11 protein-coding genes are annotated in these 20,704 nt (G+C 38.5%); 8 read left to right on the top strand and 3 right to left on the bottom strand.

Translation table 11 applies throughout. From position 1 onward, the window contains the following. Positions 1-572: 572 nt before the first annotated feature. From VB740_RS04505 to VB740_RS04485, 5 genes are all read left to right on the top strand, one after another. A complete protein-coding gene (locus tag VB740_RS04505) occupies positions 573-4,490 on the top strand; it encodes a hypothetical protein (RefSeq protein ID WP_323198869.1) in 3,918 nt (1,305 codons plus the stop codon). Between the two features lie 29 nt (positions 4,491-4,519). Continuing rightward, entirely contained in the window at positions 4,520-6,787 is a 2,268-nt protein-coding gene (locus tag VB740_RS04500) for a hypothetical protein (protein WP_323198868.1), read from the top strand. Positions 6,788-6,836: 49 nt separating this feature from the next. Next, positions 6,837-7,472: a hypothetical protein gene (locus tag VB740_RS04495; RefSeq protein ID WP_323198867.1), complete on the top strand. Its 636-nt coding sequence runs from the start codon at positions 6,837-6,839 to the stop codon at positions 7,470-7,472. A 309-nt stretch (positions 7,473-7,781) separates the two neighbouring features. Continuing rightward, a complete protein-coding gene (locus VB740_RS04490) occupies positions 7,782-10,793 on the top strand; it encodes a DUF6603 domain-containing protein (protein WP_323198866.1) in 3,012 nt (1,003 codons plus the stop codon). Between the two features lie 41 nt (positions 10,794-10,834). Beyond that, the gene (locus VB740_RS04485) at positions 10,835-12,694 is read left to right on the top strand and encodes a hypothetical protein (RefSeq protein WP_323198865.1); all 1,860 of its coding nucleotides are present in this window, start codon (positions 10,835-10,837) and stop codon (positions 12,692-12,694) included. Between the two features lie 84 nt (positions 12,695-12,778). Here VB740_RS04485 and VB740_RS04480 read toward each other — a convergent pair whose 3' ends face one another. The 3 genes from VB740_RS04480 to VB740_RS04470 form a co-directional block, all read right to left on the bottom strand. Continuing rightward, positions 12,779-13,408 (bottom strand): hypothetical protein, encoded by a 630-nt coding sequence (locus VB740_RS04480; protein ID WP_323198864.1) that lies wholly within the window; start codon positions 13,406-13,408, stop codon positions 12,779-12,781. 175 nt (positions 13,409-13,583) lie between these two features. Beyond that, positions 13,584-13,802, bottom strand: a complete 219-nt coding sequence (locus VB740_RS04475) for a hypothetical protein (RefSeq protein ID WP_323198863.1) — start codon at positions 13,800-13,802, stop codon at positions 13,584-13,586. Positions 13,803-13,946: 144 nt separating this feature from the next. Next, positions 13,947-14,684 carry a hypothetical protein gene (locus VB740_RS04470; protein WP_323198862.1) on the bottom strand — a complete coding sequence of 246 codons (738 nt, stop codon included), beginning with the start codon at positions 14,682-14,684 and terminating at the stop codon, positions 13,947-13,949. Positions 14,685-15,065: 381 nt separating this feature from the next. Between VB740_RS04470 and VB740_RS04465 the strand changes: the two genes are divergently transcribed. The 3 genes from VB740_RS04465 to VB740_RS04455 all read left to right on the top strand — a co-directional run. Continuing rightward, entirely contained in the window at positions 15,066-18,620 is a 3,555-nt protein-coding gene (locus VB740_RS04465; RefSeq protein ID WP_323198861.1) for a filamentous hemagglutinin N-terminal domain-containing protein, read from the top strand. Then, positions 18,617-20,407, top strand: coding sequence for a ShlB/FhaC/HecB family hemolysin secretion/activation protein (locus VB740_RS04460; protein WP_323198860.1), 1,791 nt, complete (start codon positions 18,617-18,619; stop codon positions 20,405-20,407). Before VB740_RS04465 ends, VB740_RS04460 begins: the two co-directional genes overlap by 4 nt. Positions 20,408-20,429: 22 nt before the next feature. Next, on the top strand, positions 20,430-20,704 hold a 275-nt coding region (locus VB740_RS04455; RefSeq protein ID WP_323198859.1), incomplete at its 3' end, for a hypothetical protein.

Below are 20,704 nucleotides of genomic sequence, written 5' to 3'. Positions count from 1 at the left end.
TCTTCAATAATTATTTTAGGACGATGATCGGGTTTCTTTTTCTTTTGAGCGTCAGCTTTTACATTCCCCTTCCATTAGCTCAAAGGTTTTACGGCTTATTTTCCTAACTCCTCAAAAAATGCAACAACCGGGAGCAATAATAGTTGACATACACCTATCTTAGGATATAGTTTATTTAGGCTATATAGATTGATAGTTGACTGTTCTCAACAGCTTAAAAACCATGTTCCTACTGAGTATTATCTTTGTCAATTTATAGGCATACATTATTAAATTAAAAAGCAAGAGATTAAACTCATAAGTCTTTGTCCACCTGTTTGGATACAATTCGCTCTGGGATAGCAACCCTAGCTGTACCGCAGATATCGGATTGCTTTTTTTTGCGGCGATGACAGCAATATCAAAACTATTTTTATCATTGTTGCATTAAGTACATAGAAGCAAATTCAACTGATGCTAAACGAAAACATCGGAATTTCACTTGTAAGAGGTTAAAGCCAAATATTATGTATCGATCAGCAATATTGTCTAAAAATTTACTTTATAAATAGTCTCTAAAAGGAAATGTCTAGATGTCAAGTTGTTTATTGATTGTTCCCATTTCTATTGAATCGTTATACATAGACGGGAAAAATGGTTATCTTTCTGTAGAGCCAATGGCCAACTTTCGCAACCTTCCCTATTGCGATCGCAATCACAATTCTACTCCCGGACTACGGGAAAAAAAACCTAATGCTAGTGGGTTGGATATTCTTTCAGGAACTCCCTACATTAGTGAAAACATTGTCTCCCAACCTTTTCAAAATAGAAACTTATTATTATCACCGGGTATTCACTTACATTGGCAAATACCTAAAGCCTTGAGAACAGGGGAACATAAAAAAGAAGGCTTGAGTTTCCCCACAGTCCCCAACCGCTGGTTGGTAATTCGTCGGCGAGGAACAACTATTGAAGCACAATGGATTGTAGAAAGTGATTATCTCTGTCCTGTAATTTCTGACACTGAGAAGATAGAAAATACTCCTAAAAGTATTTGTATTCCCTACCCTACTAATCCCCAACAAGGACAATATCAACCATTTAGATATCTTGGACGAAAACTTTCACTAGCCGATTGGTTGCAAGATACAGCAAATCATGAATACTGGGGCGAATCTTTAACAGCAATTGGCTATGGTGAACCAGCCTTCGCTGCATTTTACCCCAATTGTTACAGTGTCTTTGGCTGTCATGACAATGCACCTGGTAACCTCAATTCTCACCTCAGTTATGAGGTTATTGGTTGGCATAGTGAGATAAAATTTGACTATATTAAAATATTAATATCAGAGTATTCCCCAGAAACTAAACTATCGCTCAAGGAATTTATTCAAGATAGAATTAATTGGGAAATAGATAAAAATGTAGCAGAAATTCCAACTAACTTGCAAACAATCTATTACGGGTGTCTGGAATTTCAACCCGAAAATGACCCACCCACTAAGGAAAATCAACCTGAACTTGACAGTGTGATTTTGGCAAATAGTGGTACAGAAGCAGTTTCTACCTATATTGCCCACCAAATTGCTGAGAATAATGAGAATCTCTCTAAGAGTGATATTGAAAATCAATTAGAGGCAATCCAATTGCTCAAATCTTTGCAACAAGAGCAAGATGACTTAAACCACAGGTTGCAAGAAGCCCGTCACGAAAAAGAATTTATTGCCCATTCATCAGGTATTGTTTGGACAATCGAAAAGATTGATAGCCAACAGGACGATTTATTAGAAAGTAAAAATTCAGAAAAAATTCTATTAGAACTGCCCGAAGAGATAGGAGATAAGTTAAAAGACCTCAATCAGCTGCAAGAAAATTGCAACATTATACAATATAAACTGGAATCACAACGACAACAAATTTTTGCTGATTGGTATAAATATTTGATTTGTCTTTATCCTCTTTTAGACGAGCTAAAAAAGTATCCGCGTCCTGAATTAGTAAGATATTTTATCAATTCAGAAGTTGAATTCTTACAAAGCAAACAAGATGAATATGAAAATATTAAAACTAGCCTTGACCTTTGTTCTAACAATTTAAATAATTACTTATATCAATTAAATCAACGTCTAAAAGTAACCGCAGAGCAAAAATCAGACGCAAAATCGCCACAATATCAGCTAAAACCTTTTCCTGCCCCTCGCTACTGGCAGCCTAATGAACCAGTTGTGATGGTGGTTTTTAAGTCAGAAGCAAAGAAAAATACTGAGTCCAAAGAGACTACTTCTGAAAATTTTCTCAACTGCTTTATCCTAGAGCTAGAAGATAACAAAATAGGGAAAGCCTTATTCAATGAAAATTTAGTATCACAATTGCGGGAAAGGATCAAAAAGCAACCTCATCTGACAAATCAGTTTATTCGCGTGTGGCGATCGCAACCTTGGCAACCCTTTTTATTAGAATGGGAAGTTCAAGTTACTGGTATCCGAGATCAGAATAACTATTTAAATAATTTCCTAGAACAGTATTACGAAGCCGATAAAAATGATATTGACTTCCAATTGCAAGACTATTATTTAACATCCGGTCGAGAAGGACAAAAAGATGTTTACACTGGTCGTAGTTTTTTGAGCGATTATGCCGCCGACCAACACAAACAACAAATTGAAGCATTTTTTATGCAGACAAATTGCTTTCAAAAATTTTGCAAGGAACAGGCGATCGCACTTAACCCTGGTTGCCTAAAACAAAATTTAGACAGATTGAAAAACTCGATTACCACCGATTTATCTATCGAGAACACACAAAAGCAGTTTTTCTTGCAATTACTCGACATCTACGAAAATTTTAATCATCTCCAATGTCTCTCTCAATGTCTGAATGGTTTTAATCAAGCCTTACTCGGTCGCAAACAAACTCTCCAGCTTATAATTGACGATCCCATAGGTTTTGAAAAGGATCAACCCTTTGTTAATTTAGTCCGCGCTGCCGTCCAAAATAGTATTACCAGCGCCCCCCAACCCCTGAACTTCTTCAATCCTATTCGCTCAGGATCACTAAAGATTTTACGTTTGCGGTTAGTAGATACCTTTGGTCGTGTTCGCGATTTAAACTGGGAAAAAACCTTAACACCAGACTATCTTAAAGCCAACAAAGACAACGCCGTTAATTTACCACCTCGTCTGGTTCAACCTGCTCGAATTCACTTGCGCTGGCTTTCAGGAAATCACAAACATACACAAGAAGAAGCAGGATCACATCCAAACCTCAATCCGATTTGCGGTTGGCTCTTACCCGATCGCCTTGATAATACTTTAGAAATCTACAACACAGAGGGGAAATCTCTCGGTGAACTAGAAATACACAAAGCAGGTTCACAACGGTGGCGGCCTGCTCCTGCTAGTAAATTTGCAGTCTCATCCGTTGATCAGATTCCTAACCCACACCTCAAACGAGTAGTGAGTTATCTCAATAACAGTGACGATGAGTTTTTAGAAGATTTTGTGCGATCGCTTATTCAAGCCTGTGAGCAAATTAATCCAGCTACTAGCAATAGTAATTCTTCCTTAGCCTTGATCATGGGTCAACCAATTGCAGTTACGAGAATATCTCTCAATTTACAAATTCAGGGTTCACCATCCATTAACCAAGATTGGGCAATTTTTAAACGGGACATACAAAGGTTTCAGAATAGCTCCAGGGAACTGTTTCAACGAGAAACCAATAATTTTACCAATGTTCAGTTTCCTATCTTCTTAGGTAATAGCCAACGACTCAGCGATGGTTTAGTAGGATACTGGCAAGAAATCCATGATCAGGAAGAAATAGTCCTCAGTCCAAAAGTCTACATTCCTATTAGTTCATCTTCTGATAAGAACAAACAAAACTCAAAAATTATTCAACAACAAAAAGCTTGGTATCAAGCAATACAATCAGAGCCATTATTTTTCACTGCTTTGATTGATCCTCGTGGTAGCCTTCAAGCCAGATCCAAAATTTTACCCAACAAATCTATATCCATGCCTACCGAGCATTATGTTAATACATTAAACAATCTTGCCATCACTTTTTTAGTTGCTCCCATTCTTTCTGGAAATAAAATCAGCATTCCTGTAGCCGATGTAACAGACTATAGTTGGTCTTGGTTAGAACAAGAAGAATCAAAGCAATGGCTAGAAACTTTTGAGATTGGTCAAATTCAGCGTGATTCTTTTATTCAACATTTTAATAGTATTATACAAAACATTTCAGGGGAGGAACTTTGGGAATACCTATGTCAAAAAGAAGTTGGCTGGTTAAAAACAGATAATGATGCTATAAAACATTGGATAGTACCTCAACAAAAACGAACTATTAAACAGTTAAAGGAACCATATCGTCAGATTCAAAGTAAAATTGATATTTTGTTAAATACTCTTGCCGAGAAAGTTCGTCCTACCACAGTTGAGGCAACATTTTTACCTCAAGAAATCTATGAGGGTTGGCTGAAACTTAACCCTATATCATCTCATTAATTATTAAATTATCTGAAAGAGGAAATTTTATGTCTGAGTATAATTGGCAAGAAAGTTTGGATTTTCGCTTTTACGATTTTTACGAACGCAACGATGTAGACCTGATTTACATTGACGAAGAAAATCCCTCCAGCATCGCTTTAAATTTTGAGATCCGCAATAAATCTGGTATTGAACTGGTATTAGAGCCTTATAATCAAGGTTCTAAAGTAGAATCTAAAAATCAAGATACAAAAACCCAACAGAAGACCACAACTACCAATGCCCAGGAAAATACTTTAGCAGAAAACGAAGTAATTGTTTCTAAGGATAACTTCCATATAGAAATTAGATTTCGTCCTGGCACGCTTTCCGCAGCATCTCTAGTACAAATAGACTTGAGCGAAGCCAGTAAAGAAGAATGGTTGATGAGCCGTCCTTTGTTTCATAATAATAAAGAAGTTTCCTTATATTTCTTGAAATGTGGTAGACCTCTGAAACTAGTAGACTCAGATAAAACTACTTTAACTTTACGGGGCTTTGCCGCTAACAGTGCTGGTGGTTCACGGGGTACAAATGTCATCATTAACTACAACCAATTTCATCCCCAAAACGACACAATTCCCATTGCTGGAACTAAAGTTCTCAACTTAACCATTCTTGGTCATCGTGGTCAACGCAAAGCTCCCCTAGCAATTTGTTTCGCCAACCAAAACACTATTTTAAATAATGGGGAAAAAGCAGATGATATTGAACTGCAAATTACTAACATTAGTAGTGAGCCAATCGCTTTGTCTCCCAAATCTGAATTGATGATTGAAATTGATGCTCAAGCGGAAGGTAAACCAGAACCTTGGGCAGTGGCTAAAAAAGATGAAGCCGCTAATTTTAATATAACTATTAAAAAACGAGAAATTAAGGAATCTACTAATAAATGTTGGTGTTGGAATGTAGATTCTTCAATAATTGATAAAAACACTGAAGAGCCACGATTTACCTTTAGAAATATTTACAGACAGCTTGGCTCAGAACAGGATATAAAATCCACTGTCGTTAAAAGTACAAAGGAATTAGAACTGCCAAAAAACTTAGAAGAAGATGTTATTCAGTTTAGAACAGACAGCACGCAAACCCAAGTAGCTTATCCAGGAACAGTATGGAAAAATAGCACTGGCTATAGCTTGTGTTTTCAAGAAGATGGCAATCTCGTTCTCTACAACAGCAATAATAGACCTCTTTGGGCAAGTGATACGTATCAATTTGAACGTCGAGCAGATACGTTAAAATTTCATCCTATTGGTAATCTCGTACTTTATCAAAAGGGTGAACCCATCTGGTCTACTCAAACACAAAAAAGCCCGAAAGGTTCTCAAGTGTACTTAGAGCTTCAGATAAATGGTAACTTTGTTATCTATGAGAAAAAAAATGAGAAAGAAAATCCATCTCAGTTTCTTTTTGAAACTAAGACTAACGATGGTGTAGTGGGTAACTTAGCTGCTGCACAAGGATGGAAAAAATCATCAATAGATACGGATGATTCTTCTCATAAGACAGAAACACCTGTAGTTTTAGAGTCAGATTATTCTTTTCCTAGCAATGAGGATTTGATTTTTGTGTTATCTAATGTCAAATCTTCACTACCATCTGGTCAGGGGCAAATTCGTGTTTACTACAAGGACATTCCCGGATATGCAGATGGTTATCAGATTCTCAATCTTTATAAAACTCATTTGATTGAACGGAATAAAAAAATAGGAATTGGAAAAATTCCAGATCCTAATACAGAATTGGATGTTAAAGGAAGTATATCTGCAACGCAAAATTTAAAAATAGGAGGAGAAATATCATCTAAAACTGTTGTTGCAGAATCTTTGGTCGGACAGGGTGCTGCGGTAAAAGGCATGATTGTGATGTGGTATGGCGAGTCCAATAACGTCCCTAAAGGGTGGGCAATTTGTGATGGTAATAATGGTACTCCTGACCTCAGAGATCGTTTTGTGATTGGAGCAGGAAATAACCAAAAAGGATTTACAGGTGGAAGTTCATCTGTCATTCTTACCATCGATAATATGCCTTCCCACAAACACAGTGGAATAACAAACGAGAGCGGAAGGCACAATCATAAATACAACACAGCAGTGCTAAGTCAACAAGATCATGATAAAGATGATGAGCTCTGGAGTTGGAAATATGAGGATAAATATACTGAGCATGGGGGTGAACATCAACATAGCTTTGAAACAGACGAGCGAGGCAATGGACAATCATTTGATATTTTACCCCCCTATATTGCTTTGTTCTTCATTATGAAACTCTAAGAGAAAAGTAGAAAAAAGAAACAAAGAGAAAAAGAAGGAGATAGAAAAAGTGTACGAACGAGAAGGAAAGGCAAAGAAGCCGCAAAGTGAAAACAAAAGAGTAAGCGAAATAATTCGGAGAGTGGAAGCGGAAGGGAGCGAGCCAACCACAGAGGTAGAGGTAACTATAATCACCCATAAGAAAGAAGGATATCTTAATGGTGGTCCGTTAAACATAGTGAAGACTAAGATCCTGAACGAAGCGAAGCTGAGTTATGGTGAAAAGATAGAGGTGGTGGAAAGGGAAGTAATTCTGACAGAAAAGAACATGAAGGATGCTGGGAATTATGCAATAAAGCAATATATAGATAGTAAAGAATTTGTGTGGGAAAGAAGGACAATCCTCTTCCTAGAGGCGAACCTGACCTATTCGGGGGCAACGCAATTCCCGTGGAAAGTGACCGATCTACCAGATACGGAAAATTACCTGATATTGTTTTTCACTAGCACGTATGGATGGGACGAGGAAGGAAAAGGAAAGGTAACACATCTCGCTGGTGATAAAGGCACGTTACCAACAGAGCAACAATTAGAGTTGAAGAAAGTAGTGGCAAAGAAAGAAGTCCTGGGAGTGAAGGAAGTACCAGAGTGGATTAATCACTACTCGAAAGTAAAACAAAAGATAAACGCATGGTTGGAATATTGAAACTCCTAATTTTCCGCATCCCTAGAAGAAAGCAAAGTTAGCCCTGTTGAAGACCTGGGCGCACGTATTCAAGAGTATGCACCAAAAGGATATATCATTTTGGTCAATAAAGGTTGGCGTGATGCTCTAGCAGGACACGCTAGTCGTGCGCTACTTGCAGATAGCGAAAAAATCTAGATCCTGTTTTAATCACATTTTTGAATCATGGAAGTGACTTTTAATAGTCATTTCCATGATCCTTCAAGAGAATTTCTTAATTTAACAATTATCCTGATTGCTTCCTGGCATCAATCCTAAATCTAAAATTAAATGACCAGTAACGATAAAAGTATTATTCTGGGTGCTGTAGCCGAAATAGACTTAAAGGGGGAGCAAACACCACTTTTATTGATGTTCGACTCAAACAACAAAATTTTTTTGGTAATTGGTTCTCACAGATTTGAGTTTTCTGAACTTCCCAAAGGATTTAAAGCGAGTTACAAAAATGTCAATGGCACAGCCTTTAATATTAGTGAAGTTTTAAGTGAACTTATTCCTAGTCTTGCCGATGAGCTACCAAGGGATATTCCTGTCAAACTAGAACAGGTGCTTATCGCTTACCAAAAACATGATAGTTCTGATGCCTCAACTAAGCCCACCTCAAATAAGCTAGAACCACCCAAAGATAAATCTAACCTCATCTTTTCTACTCGGCTTGGTTTTGATATTAACCTTCGTGAACTTCCCCTCCTCGGCGACAAGATTCCTCAAGAGATAGATTTTAAACTGAAAAGTTTTCAAATCCTCTATGCCTCCCAAGATATTGATCAGAAATCTATTGAGCCTTTTGCTGAAGATATTAAAATTAACCTGGATCGTTCATCAGCAGATGATGAAGTTATCCTACCTTCAGGATTAAACTTATTTGCTGAACTGCAAATTGGTAAAGATAGTGAGTTTTTGTTCTTACCTCTCAGCCGCCCCAAGAAAAAAACAACTTCTCAATCTCCACAAGAACTATCTGAAAAAGAAAAAATTCCTACTCCTCCATCTCCCAAAACAACAGCTAAGAAATCCACCAGCCTATCTACAAATTTTGATTCAGAACAAATTGAACTCTGGTTGGAACTGAATAAAGTACTTGGGCCAATCAGCTTTCAAAAAATTGGTATCCAATACCGCCCAAAAGAGTCAGAACTATGGTTTTTTCTCAATGCCAGTCTTTCAATTGGAGGGCTAACTTTTGCTTGCAATAATTTGGGTGTAGGCTCATCCTTGAGCGAATTTAAACCTAAATTTCGTCTTGATGGTATTGCTATTCATTATCGGGGTAGTGATGCTGTACAAATTGGTGGTGCTTTCCTCCGCAAAGTGCGCCCTCAATTAGACGACAAAGGACAACAAAAAACCGATAATCAGGGGAATCCATTATTCTATGAAGAATATAGCGGTGCAGCTATTATTGGTACTAAAATCAAAGACAAAAAAATCACTCTTACCGCTATTGGTTCATATACAGAAATAGATGGTCAAGCCTCATTATTCATCTTTGCATTACTTGATTATCCCCTTGGAGGCCCCCCTGCCTTTTTTGTTACAGGTTTAGCAGCAGGTTTTGGTTACAATCGTTCCCTTAAAGTCCCTGAAAAGGTAGAAGATGTTGCCAACTTTCCCCTAGTGCGGTTAGCGATGGGTGAACCACCTCCTAAATCTGGTGAAAAAGGCGGGGAAATTGACCTGCTGAGTGTTATGAATGACCTTGGCCCTTATATTCCCCCAGCCCGTGATGAAATGTTCTTCGCTGTTGGGGTGAAATTTACCTCTTTCAAGATCGTTGATGCTTTTGTCTTACTGATAGTCAAACTTGGTAAAAAACTAGAAATTCATATTCTCGGACTAGCAACACTTACTGCACCACCAGCTATTAGTGATGATATTGAACCTGTAGCAGAAGCACGTTTAGCACTGAAAGCTGTTTTTATTCCTGACGATGGCATTCTCAAAATTGAAGCAGTATTAACTGAAGGTTCTTATATTTTTTCTAAAAAATGTTATCTCAGTGGCGGCTTTGCTTTCTATACTTGGTTTTCAGGAGAGCATGAAGGTGATTTTGTTCTCAGTCTAGGCGGATATCACCCTGAATTTAAAATTCCCGATCATTATCCTCGTGTTCCTCGTGTCCAATTAAGTTGGCAACTGAATGATTATCTTTCTATCAAAGGCTCTACTTACTTTGCCCTAACTCCTTCAGCCTTGATGGTAGGTGGAGAGTTAGAAGCTTCTTATCGAAAAGATAATGTACAGGCTTGTTTTAAGATCGAAGCTAATTTTTTGGTGGCATGGCAACCATTTTTTTACATGGCAGATATTTCAGTGGAAATCAGAGCCTCTGCTGAAATTAACCTTTTGTTAACTAAAACAACAATTTCCGTAAATGTGGGAGCTAGTTTGTCAATTTGGGGTCCACCATTTGCTGGACGCGCCGAATTTAAAATAGCTGGAATCAGCGTTAGTATTGCATTTGGTGATGGTAATGCTCCTAGACCGAAATGCTTAGATTGGAATGAATTCCAGAAATCTGTACTGCCTGCAAAATCAGAAGTTTGTAGTATTTCTATTTCTGATGGTCTGATTAATAAGATAAAGCAAGAAGAAAAAGAAACTTGGATCGTTAATGCTAAAGAATTGGTGCTTGTAGCTCAATCAGCAATTCCATCATCAGGGGTAGAAATTGCAGATATTCAAGAAAATTTCATATCTGATATTTCACATCGGAATACAGAGATTGGTATTCGTCCAATGGGAGTAAGAGCAAAAGAGTTTAAGGCAACTTTTAAAATTACGATTATTAGAGATAAAAAACCTGTCAACCAAGATTTTAAATATCAAGCAATTTATAAAAATGTTCCTGCTGCTGTTTGGAAACCCAATAATGGTTCAATTTCTTATTTACCACCAGGACAAGATGAAGAAAAGTTGGTAAAAAAGGCTCTTTCAGGTTTTGAAATCCGTCCTGAGAAATCAGTTGAACCAAGTAAGAGTCAAGAAATTGAGGTAGAAAAGCTATTGTCGGAAAAATCTTTTCCTGGAAGTGACTATAATTGGAGTTCAACTCTTATTTCTCAAGCTGAGAATGGTGCAAAAAATAACTCTGCAAATGAAATGATATGTGAAAATACTATTGCAAAACTTACAGAAGCATTAAATAATAAAGCGAATCACCAACGTCGTCAAAATTTACTCAATAGTCTAGGATTTCAGGGTCAAAAACCGGAGACAAGTATTAGTGAATCTTTTGCTGAAGATTTGTTTGATAATCCAATTTTAGTGTCTCGTATATAGTGTATTTTTATTAATTTAATAGCTCACATATTTTTCATATCATGACTCAAGAAACTTCCACTGTTCAATTTATTGAAAACCACCTTCCAGCTTTGTCTGCTGGTGAATATAATCTGAAAATTTCCCAAGTTCTGGAAATCAATAATCAGATTAAGGAAACTTACGAACAAAGTAAAAAGTTTTATATTGCTAGTGAACGCTTTACATTACCCTTGCAAAGTGTTCATTCAGTGTTTCCCCCTGAAAGTACTACTGGTGATTATGATACGTCTTTACCACATATTGTGTTAAATCGGAGTACACTACCTTGGGAGCGTAATGCTGAGAGCGATCGCACCGTCCCTTGGTTGGCTTTACTTTTATTTCACGAAGAGGATAAGCTAGAAAATACCGAAAAATTAGATTTAACGGCTGCACGTAGCGATTCGAGATTGAAGTTTAGCGATCGCTTTCCTGCTGAACCACAAGAACAAAATGAGCAAATCACAATTATTAAAATTCCAGATTATCTTCTACTTAGTATCATTCCCACTGCTAATGAACTAAAATTACTGGCTCATGTTCGCCACGTCAAGCAAATTCGTGGTTCGGAAGTAGAAGAAACTGAACTCGCAGTTGTAATTGGTAACCGACTACCTAAACCCGGTCGTAATATTGTTCATCTTATCTCTTTAGAAAACTATTTTCAATCCCAGTCTTCCCATCCTTCTCCCTATTTTATCTCTCTGAAAACATGGGAGTTTCAATGTCAGGGTTATTCATCTGAATCTTCCCATAGATTTAAACAATCGTTGACTAATTTAACCAGTGATAAACAGGGAAATACCCTACGACTACCCCAAAAAGTGGTAAACGAGGATGCTGAAAAATATCTTTCTCAGGGATATGTTCCCCTTCACCACCACCTCCGCAACAGTGAAAATACTATTTCTTGGTATCGTGGCCCTTTACTTCCTGGCCCCAACTCTATCACTTTACCCTCCACAATTTTTCCTGCTCAAACAGCAGATCGCTTACTGCGATATTTGACTGAAATAGATATGTTTGATGTTTCCTATGCTGCGGCTTATCAACTGGGTAAATTATTAGCTTTGCAAGATAAAACTTTCTCTATAAATCTCTATAATTGGAAACGACAGCAAGCTAAAAGTCAACAGAATTCCATCTCCCAGCATTTAGCTGTGTTATTTGATAATTTCACCGATTCTCAGACCAAAATGGATTTAGTTCCAGAAAAGGTCAAAGCATGGTTTGCGGAAATCGCTCTACTGAAAAACCTTCCCTTTAATTATCTTGTTCCAGATCCCTTGATACTTCCTCAAGAGTCAATTCGATTTTTCTGGGTGGATAATACATGGTTAGAATGTTTAAGTCATGGGGCATTAGCATTAGGGGAAAAAAGTACATCTACTCAAGCTGAAAAACAACGGTATATAGCCAATAAAGAAAAGGCTTTTGGCCAAGTATTTCAACGAGTAGTCACAGGTTTTTTACTGCGTTCTGCTGTCGTTTCAGAATTTCCTGCTCTCAACGTCAAAGGTTTTGGTAAAAATCGACAACAGCAGTTAAATGTATTAAGAAAAGATAATTTATCAGATACAGTTTTAATGTACTTGTTTGAGGGTGAGGTGCGCTCAGTTAACCTCAGCCTGGGAGCAGAAATTTTACATTTTGGATTGGGACGTTCCCAGGAAAATTTGGTGAAAGCTATTCGCCATGAAGCAGGAAAGGAAGTTTTTTTGAATGAAAAATCTTGGAAAAATCGAGTTTGCAACATTCTCAATATTGCAGAACTTTCTCAGCAGCTTTTACTGAAAGAACTTAATGCTTCTAATTTTAGTTTGGCAATGGTGGAAAGTAGTCCACAAGTTATTTTTAGTCTGGCTGATGAAGCAAAATAAAAAGCTCTTACTTTGAAAAAAAGATAAGAGCTTTATGAGAAAACACAGGATTTGAGGATTTCTTACTTCTTACTTAGCCTTTTCCTAAGGTTCTGGTACAGGTGGTTTTTCAGGATTCGAATCTTTAGTAGCTGCTGGTAGAGCGGCAACGGGAGTCATGGCTTGTAAGGCAGATAGAAAAGCCTTTTGCACTTCTGGATTTTCACCTGTTTCACTCTTAGTAAAGCCGCTAGAAATACCAAAGATTAAACCTTTGAGTTTGAAAAAATCATTTTTTTCATTTTTTTCATCTTTTTTACCTTTTCCATCTCCGGTATTATCATTCTTCCAGTTTACTGAAGCCACAAATACATATTTTGTTGGAGCTTGTTGAGCTTCTGGAATTTTTTGTCCTACTTTGTCTTCTGTTGGAGGCTGTTCGTATTGCAATGCCTCGATTCTCATGTCAGCATCAGCAACTTTATCAAGTACTGTTTTTAACAGGGGAGTATCAATTTTTGCTAACGTATCCGTTGGCTTTTCTTCTATACCTAAATCTTTACATATTGAGTTAATAGCATCACCAAACTTTCCAAGTTCTATAGGTTTGTCTAGTGCTAGCTTTAAACCTTGCTTTTTTATTTGATTAATAGGAGTGCTAGGAATTAAATTAACTCGATTTCCATTAAGTTCAATAACTGCACCAACATAGATATCTTTTTCTTGCTGTGTCATGTTTCTTCCTAAAAATTGATAATTTTGAAAATGTCATTAAGTTGATCTTTGTTTTATATCTGTGGCAAACTGCAAGCCCTAAATAGACAATACAAAACAAAGGAAGAGAACGGTATGATGGTACAAATTCTCTCGCAAATTTGCTCATTTGAAGCTGTTATTGCCTTTTTTTGGTTTATTGTCCAGAAAACCAGAAATTTTTAGCTTGTGCAACTTCTGCGTCATTCACACCACTTTGGTCTTTTATCTTTCCGTCATAGTAGAAATCGACGAACTTTGTTTTATCATTTCTCCAAACGTTGACATACCACGAGCCATTATTTGTAGAAGTGAATGGTAGCCTTTCTCGATCAATCAATGGTTTCTTTTTTTGTGGTTGGTTGTTAGAATCCATTTTTTACTTTTGTTGAGTTGAATTTCTACGAAAAGTTTTTGAAGATTGCATATATAGTTGCATATATTGCCAACCCTCAAATAACAACATTAATGCAATCAACCTGCTTTACACGTCAGTAAAAACACTAAAAATTAAATTATTTCAGCTTAATAAGTTCGTAATTGTATTAATTAACTCTTCTGGTGCTGCTTCTAAGTCAATTGTTTGTAGATGTCCAGATGCTGCTAATTCTTTAGCGCGTTCATCAGTGGCATCTCCATGCAAAGCAGAAGCAAGTTTATCTGCTGTTCTCCCACTACCAGCAATCACCATCACTAACCGTTCAGCAATGACGCTATTTAAGACATCAATAAAGCTAATCTCGCCACCATTAATTAGGACTGTAAGGGAGGGTGCGCCACTAGCTAAAACAGTTGCTACCTTTACTATCCAGGGAGATTCGTCACCCCAATTACTGCCAGGAATTAGCACAAAATGAGTATGATGCGGCTCCAAAGCTGTGGCATCATCACTCAGGATATGGGTTTGATCGGGTAGAATTACTTTTGCCGTGGGCGCTACACCAATTAGCGGAAACTTGCCATTGATTTGGCTACGGGCATTACCTATCAATCGCATCACTCCCGCATCAGTACCACCATCTACTACATAAGCCCCTAAGCTTTGGGCTATTGGGGCTAAGACTTCCACAAATAGGCTTTGAATACGCAAAAAGTCGGCTTCGCTAATCTGACTAGCGCCCCCTACAATCACTAAAACGGGACGGGAATTACTTAGCCCTAATTGCTCTAGCGCCTTCGCTAAGTCTGCGCTTTCAGATACCGTAACTCCTACTGCTGCTTGCTTGGGATTTAAATTTAGCCTAAAAAAATTTACCATTTATTCAAAGTAGAAGTTGCAATAATTTAAGTATCTTACGTAAGAAATTTCAGTTTGATGTCCATTCTGCAATTCACAATCTTTATAACAAAATGTATTTAAATTGACCCTAATTTCAGTTACATAGTAAAAATAACCAACTTTTTAGAGAATGAGTAGAGGCATAGCAAAATCCGTCAAACTATTTCTGTTAATAGGTTTATCTCTGTTAATCAACGCTTGTCTAGTGCTAGTTCAGGATCGCCTCTAACGTGATAAATGCCAAAAACTATACATTAATCTAAAAAATCAGTATGTAAATTCTTGACAAAGTATAGTGTATCGCTTTTAATTGGTAACAACTTATGCTTAGTCTTTAAGTAAAATAACCTTAAATCCACCGTGAATAACAGCAGGAACTTTACTCAGTCCCAGGCTGGATTGTTCCTTTTGTTAGGAACTGTAATCCCAATAGCTGTAGTATCGATATTGGCTAGCAATGCTTGCATAGCACAAATTATACCTGACACTACGTTGGGAAATGAAAGCTCCCGTGTTACGACTGGTGTCAACGTTAAAGAACATGGCGCTGACTTAATTGAAGGTGGTGCCCAACGGGGAAGCAGTCTATTCCACAGTTTTGCAGAATTTAATGTCAACAATGGGCAACGGCTATATTTTGCCAACCCTATGGGCATTGGTAATATTTTTAGTCGAGTTACTGGCAGTAACACCTCTAATATTTTGGGCACTTTGGGCGTAAATGGTGCAGCTAATCTATTTTTGCTCAATCCCAATGGCATTATTTTTGGGCCAAATGCCCAGCTAGATATTCAGGGTTCATTCCTGGCTACCACAGCCAACAGTTTTCAGTTTTCTGATGGTAGTGAATTTAGTGCTAGTAATCCCCAAGCGCCGCCACTGTTAACAATGAGTGTACCTGTGGGTGTGCAATATGGTTTACAGCAAACGGTAAGTATTACTAATCAAGGAAATTTGGTAACAGGAAAGGATTTGACGCTGAGTGCAGGAAATCTGGATTTACAGGGAACACTCCAGGCTGGTGGTGATTTAATCTTACAGGCGCAGGATACTTTAACAGTAAGAGATAGTTCAAGTAATCCCTTCATTGCGGTTGCGGGTGGGAATTTGCTGGCGCAGGGTAATCAGAAGGTAGATATTTTTGCCTTAAATAACCCCAATAGTGGCTTTTTCTCTGGTGGCAATATGGTGTTGCAGTCTGAAAATACCATTGGCGGCGATGCACATTACTGGGCTGGGGGTAATTTTAGAATCGAACAGTTGAATGGCAATTTAGGTAATCTGTTTAGTCCTTATGATCCGGTAATTCGCGCTAGTGGGGATGTGAGTTTTGATAGTTATGAAGGCGCATCTTTGCACATCCTGGCGGGTGGGAGTGTCAATATTTCGGGTGACGTTACAATCACTGGTGTAGACAGCACAAGCAATTCTATTGAAGAAACCGTCACGCTGTCGGATGGAAAAACACTAGATATTGATGGTAGCGCTACACCAACACTCGATATCAGAGCAGGGGTAAATTCCAATTATATTGGAACTCCAGAATTTACACCCAATCTGCCGATTGAATTCAATGGGCAAAATCTTAATATAACTAACGAACCAACAAATGCAAATATTACCATCCAAGGTAGTATTTATAATCTTTCAGGCTATGAATCTAACAGTGGACAGATACTTATAACTAATCAGTATAATCCCAATAAATTGCTGGGTAATATTACAACAGGAGAAATCCTTACTTATGGTGATGTCACCCTTGATTCGCGGTATGATATTACAACTAACGGGGCAATTGATACTACTAATACTGATTTTTTTGGACAAAACAACACAGCAGGTAATATTAGACTGTTGGCAAATCAGAATATATTGATTTCTGGCGATCTGTTATCTAGCTTTTATGATACAACAAATAATGATTCAGGGTATTCAGGATCTATCGTAATTAATGCTCCTGGTCAAATATCTCTTCTCAACGGCAGCAAGATAAAAAGTGAGGGAAATTTTGGCTATATTGATATTAATGCAGACAGTTTGTATCTGGAACATGCTTCTGAAATAAATACTGACAATAGTTCAGAATCTTCAGGCTCTTCAGGATATATCACAATTAATGCTAGTAAACAAATATCCGTCCTCAACGATAGTAAGATATCTAGTAATGGAAATTTTGGCAATATCAATATTAAGACAGACAGTTTGTATCTGGATCATTCTTCTGAAATAAATACTGATAATAGTTCAGGGTATGCAGGAGATATCACAATTAATGCTAGTAAACAAATATCCGTCCTCAACGATAGTAAGATATCTAGTCAAGGAGACTTGGGCATTATTATAATTAATACAAACAGTTTGTCTCTAAATCAGAACTCTGAAATCAATACTACTAATGATAATGGTTTAGGGTATGCAGGATATATCAGTATTGATGCTAGTGACCAAATATCCATTCTCAACAACAGTAAGATATCTAGTAATGGAAATTATGGCTATATTGACATCACCACAAGTAACTTATCTCTGACTAATGGCGCTCAGATTAGCTCCAGTCTGGGTAGCGCAGGAAACCAAGTCGGCTATATTGACATTAAGGCAAAGGATACCGTCTTGCTTCAGGGCAATTCGACACTAGGGGATACAGCAACTAATCAGACTGGTATTTTCACTGAGATTAAGGCAGGGGGTAAATTACCTGAAGATCGTGGCAAAGGAAACATTACCCTGAAAACAGGTAAGCTAATAATCAATGATGGCGCTCGCTTGTCGGCAGATACCTATGGGAATGGTAATGCAGGCGATATCGAAGTCAATGCACAACAGATTGACTTAAGTAATCAAGGACGAATTATCAGCGTTGTTAGAGAGAAAGCGGATGGTAATAGTGGAAATATTAAACTGAATAGTCGTACTCTTTCTATCACAGATGATGCACGCATCTCTGTGAGCAATCTAGGCACAGGTAATGCTGGCAATATCACAATTAATGCTCTCAACTCAATGTTTCTGGAACGAAAGGGTCGGATTTCTAGTAGTGTCAGAAGCACAGCAACAGGCAAAGGTGGAAATATTAATATTGACACTAACTTCTTGACTGCTGACGGAGGAATAATAGAATCTCAGAATCAAGGTCAAGGAGATGGTGGCAACATTGCCATTAAAACACAGAATTTGCTACTCCGTCGCCAAAGCAAAATTTCTGCTACCGCAGGTTCGACAACTAATCCAGGTAATGGGGGTAGGATCACGATTGATGCCAAGGATGGATTTGTTATAGCAGTGCCATCAGAAGATAGCGATATTATTGCCAATGCCTTTGGCGGTAAGGGTGGCAGGATTGAGATTAATGCCAACCGCATTCTAGGATTTCAAAACCGAGAAAAGTTGAGTTCAGAACAACTGAGGAAGCTTGACAAAAATAGCATCAGCGAGATCAGCGCCAGCTCCGATGTGGGTCAAAATGGAGAAGTATCGCTTAAGACTCTCAGTATTGACCCTAGTCAGGGACTTGTCGCACTGCCGACAAATCTAGTAGACCCCTCTAGATTAATTTCCCAAGGCTGTGGTAGCAACAGTAGCGTCGCTAAGGGGCAAAGTGAATTTGTGATTACTGGACGTGGCGGACTACCGCCCAGTCCTGATGATACCCTCAGGCCTGGGGCTATTTTACCTGAATGGGTAGTAAATAATACTGTTAATTATAGTAATAATCCTGGAAATATGACTGTAAAAGAGATGAATTTAAGGCAATTATCATCAAATACTTCCGCTCCCTTAGTAGAAGCAGTAGGTATGGTACGCAGTGCCAATGGAGATATTGTTTTGACTACTCAACCAACAACCGCTACCTTGCTACAGTCGGGATTATCTACTAAAGTCTGTGGTGCTGTTCAAGGGAATGTCAGAGAATGAACCCTTTGCTGGGCAGGCGATCGCCCCATCTATCTCTATACTATTTAGTTAAGGTAACAAACCAACCTCAAAACCTTGCCCAGACTGCAAAGCGCTGTATATTACTCCTGATAATAGGGTTAATTCTCGGCTTTCATCCACAACGGTTGGCGGCTCAAGAAGTTCCCATTGAGGTGAAACCGCCTTCAATACAACCACTACCGGAACCACAACCTCTACCAGCATTACCGCCTCCAGAACAACTACTACCTACTACACCGCAGTCACCAACTCAACCAGATATTAATCCTCAGACTTTGGCTGAAACATTGATAGTAGAACGGTTTGAGTTTGTGGGTAACACCGTTTTTAGCACCCAAGAATTGGCGAATCTGACTGCTGGTTATCTCAAACGCCCAATTACTTTTAATGATTTACTCAAAATACGTTCAGAATTAACGAAATTATATGTAGATAAAGGCTATGTCACCTCTGGAGTGATTATTCCACCCCAAACTGTGAAAGCAGGGGTAGTGGTGATGCAGGTGGTAGAAGGAAGTTTAGAAAAGATCAATGTCACAGGTACGCGCCGCCTCAACCCCAACTATATACGCGATCGCTTGGCCATTGCTGCTGGTAAACCATTATCCCGCGATCGCCTACTCGCAGGACTGCAACTATTACAACTCGATCCTCTAATTAAAAGCTTATCTACAGATTTACAAGCCGGCATACGTCCCGGTACTAATATTTTAGAAGTTAAAGTTACTGAAGCTGATTCTTTTAGCACTCAACTAGTACTAGATAACCAACGCAGTCCCAGTGTGGGAAGTTTTCGGCGGCGAATCAATGTCAACGAAGCCAATTTACTAGGGCTAGGAGACGGTTTAAATATCGGTTATACCAACACTGATGGTAGTAACGGCTTTGATGTGAGCTATAGTCTACCAGTCAATCCGCGCAACGGTAAGCTGATTTTGAGCTATGGCAATACTAAGAGTAATGTTATTGAACGCCCTTTTAACTACTTGGATATTACTTCCAAATCCAGTTACTACGAATTAACCTTTCGTCAACCCATTGTCCAAACTCCCAGCCAAGAATTCACACTAGGAATTACCGCCAGCCACCAGAGAAGTCAAACATTTTTAGGTTTGGACGACATCGGGCCGTTTCCTCTAGCGGTTGGTGCTGATGACGAAGGAAACACAAGGGTTTCTGCTATCCGATTTTTTCAAGAATGGAGTCAACGCAGTAGTCAACAAGTAATAGCAGCGCGATCGCAATTTAGTTTTGGCTTGGGTATCTTAGACGCCACAATCAATAACAATGAACCTGATAGCCGTTTTTTTAGTTGGCGTGGACAAGCACAATGGTTGCGCCAGTTAGCACCTGATACCTTAATGCTGCTGCAAGCTGATATGCAAATAGCAGATAGACAATTGTTGGGACTGGAACAATTTGGCATCGGTGGACAAACAAGTGTGCGTGGATACCGTCAGGATCAATTGTTAACAGATAATGGTGTGCAAGCAACTGCGGAAATTCGCTTACCGATTCTTCGAGTTCCTCAAGGAGTCTTGCAACTCGCGCCTTTTGTAGATGTAGGTACAGGCTGGAATAATGACGGCTCAAATCCCAAGACTAACACTTTAGTCAGTACAGGTATGGGGTTGCTGTGGCGACAGGGTAATAATTTCACTGCGCGTTTAGATTGGGGTATTCCTCTGATATCAGTTGATTCTCAGAGCAAGGAAACATGGCAAGAAAACGGTTTGTATTTCTCTATCATCTATACGCCTTTTTAATTTTGAGAATGGGGAATTAAAAGTGACACCAATAGTTAAGAAACTTCTGTGGAAACGACGCCAGAAATTCTGGTATGGAATTGTGGCTTGTCTGACGGCTTTATTATGTATATTTGTTTCACCTGTGGTTGCTCGTGAAACAGTAAATCAAAGGTTTACTGCATCTATCGTTAGTAACGCGATGTGCAACTTATTCTTGAAACCCCTCTCCAAACCTCTCCCCGAAGCAGAGAGAGGCTTTAATTCTTGCTCCCCTTCCCTTGTAGGGAAGGGGCTGGGGGTTAGGTTTGAGAGAAA

Source organism: Nostoc sp. UHCC 0251 (assembly GCF_034932245.1).
Classification (GTDB): domain Bacteria; phylum Cyanobacteriota; class Cyanobacteriia; order Cyanobacteriales; family Nostocaceae; genus Nostoc.
This window is presented reverse-complemented; position numbering and strand designations above follow the sequence as displayed.

Excerpts from the sequence above, each read along its gene's own strand:
- VB740_RS04480 (WP_323198864.1), bottom strand. The coding sequence starts at position 13,408 with ATGACACAGCAAGAAAAAGATATCTATGTTGGTGCAGTTATTGAACTT.
- VB740_RS04475 (WP_323198863.1), bottom strand. The coding sequence starts at position 13,802 with ATGGATTCTAACAACCAACCACAAAAAAAGAAACCATTGATTGATCGA.
- VB740_RS04505 (WP_323198869.1), top strand. The coding sequence starts at position 573 with ATGTCAAGTTGTTTATTGATTGTTCCCATTTCTATTGAATCGTTATAC.
- VB740_RS04485 (WP_323198865.1), top strand. The coding sequence starts at position 10,835 with ATGACTCAAGAAACTTCCACTGTTCAATTTATTGAAAACCACCTTCCA.
- VB740_RS04500 (WP_323198868.1), top strand. The coding sequence starts at position 4,520 with ATGTCTGAGTATAATTGGCAAGAAAGTTTGGATTTTCGCTTTTACGAT.
- VB740_RS04460 (WP_323198860.1), top strand. The coding sequence starts at position 18,617 with ATGAACCCTTTGCTGGGCAGGCGATCGCCCCATCTATCTCTATACTAT.
- VB740_RS04470 (WP_323198862.1), bottom strand. The coding sequence starts at position 14,684 with ATGGTAAATTTTTTTAGGCTAAATTTAAATCCCAAGCAAGCAGCAGTA.
- VB740_RS04490 (WP_323198866.1), top strand. The coding sequence starts at position 7,782 with ATGACCAGTAACGATAAAAGTATTATTCTGGGTGCTGTAGCCGAAATA.